Annotated in this window: 1 protein-coding gene; it reads right to left on the bottom strand. The window is 57.3% G+C overall.

Going from position 1 to position 1,631, the window contains the following annotated elements:
• Positions 1-223 precede the first annotated feature (223 nt).
• The gene (locus GRS80_RS15100; RefSeq protein ID WP_343161601.1) at positions 224-1,543 is read right to left on the bottom strand and encodes an IS4 family transposase; all 1,320 of its coding nucleotides are present in this window, start codon (positions 1,541-1,543) and stop codon (positions 224-226) included.
• Positions 1,544-1,631: the final 88 nt, after the last annotated feature.

The following is a 1,631-nucleotide window of genomic DNA, read 5'->3' as shown; positions in this document are numbered from 1 at the left end:
GGCATCCGTTCTAGCTTAGCGACTGACTGAAATGGGGATCACGCCGAAATTGCGTCAAGTCTGACCGCAATCATACCGAGATAGCTGCTGTTCCAACAAACCAGCCGGTTCTTGGTCATGTCTCCTGTCGAAGGCGGCGCACTCGCAGTCGTGAGTGCGCCGCCGTTCCAGAGCCATCGCTGATCAGGCCGGGCGATCCAGCCCGCCTCGTCAGGCGAGTTCGTTACCAGAACTCGCCTGACTCCACCTGTTCACGTAACCTCGGGCGGTGTGGATTTGGATCCTGTGACGACCATAGCAACAGCCGATCAAGATCCGGCAGCTCATAGCCCAGATCAAGCATCAGGTACAACTGGATCAGGTGCGCGTGACGTTCGATGGCGTGTGAACAGCGTCGCCGAGGGAGGCGCGGCGACGACGCCTCGGCGTCGTCGGCGCGTTCTCGCTGGTTTGCGTCCAGTTTCTGGAGTTCGTCGACGATAACTCGGCTCATCAGCAACGAGAGTGCTGCCATGATGATCAGCGCCTCGATGATGTAGGCGTCGGTCGTGTTGATCTCGTCCAAACCGAACCGGGATTTGAGTTCTTTGAACAGCAGTTCGATCTCCCAGCGCGCCCGATAGAGCTGTGCGATATCGGGCGCGCGGTAGTCCTCTCTGTCCAGATTCGTCAGGTACAGATGATACTCGCCGCTGTCATCGTTACGAACGCCGACTAATCGGAAGGTTCGGGTCGTGCTGGCGCCCGACCCTCGTTTGCGGTCGAACGAGAGCGTGATCTGTACGTCGATTTCCCGTCGCTGCAGGTCGTCGAGGACGGCCTGCAGCGACCGTCCCTCCAGCGGAATGCTGTTCCCGCGCCACGTACGAAGTTCTTCGACGACCTCGAAGTCTGCGTTTTCTTTGACGCGAGAGACGAACCAGCCGTCATTGGCGTCAATGCGGTCGAACAGCCAGAAATCGTAGTAGCCGAGATCGAACAGAATGAGGGCGCCAGCTACCCACTCGCCGGTGGGTAGCTGGCTCCGTTCATGGGTGCTCGCGTCGGTTGTCTGGAATCGTGTCGGAAGCCCGGTCGAGAGCGATTCGGTGAGATGGAGTTTCGCCCCGGCTCGGTCATCATCGAGTGTATAGACGTCTCTGGCGTCTTGATAGAGCGAAATGATCGTGGCGTCGACGATGAGGACGTCTCGAAATCGTTCGAGACGTCCGGTAAGCTCGGCTTGGCCCGTGTCGAGATTCTCGATGGCGTCATCGAGAATCTCTCTGAGGAGTGCAACGAACCCCGGTTTGAACCATCCGTGAAACGTCGCATACGAGAGTTCGTCACAGTCAGCCATCTCGACGTAGCGTTCGAGAAACGCCTGAATGGATCGATCAGATCCGGCAGCGAAGCCGAGTGAAAGCGTGTAAAACAGGGCGACGATGTCGAGTTTCCGCTCTCGCTGGATGAGATTCGTTGCGCGAGCACGCTCGCGCAACTCATCAGATGGAAACGCTCTTTGAATTCGGTTCACAACTACTGAATCCGGTAGGGTGTACACATTCTCTACCGGATTCTCACATTCCTAGTTACTGACGATTCTAGCTCGACGTCTCTGGATGCCCCGATCTGCTAAACTAGAACGGATG

The sequence above is a fragment of the Natrialba sp. INN-245 genome (genome assembly GCF_009807105.1).
Lineage (GTDB): Archaea > Halobacteriota > Halobacteria > Halobacteriales > Natrialbaceae > Natrarchaeobius > Natrarchaeobius swarupiae.
The sequence above is the reverse complement of the archived record's forward strand: the minus strand, read 5'-3'. Positions and strand labels throughout refer to the sequence as shown.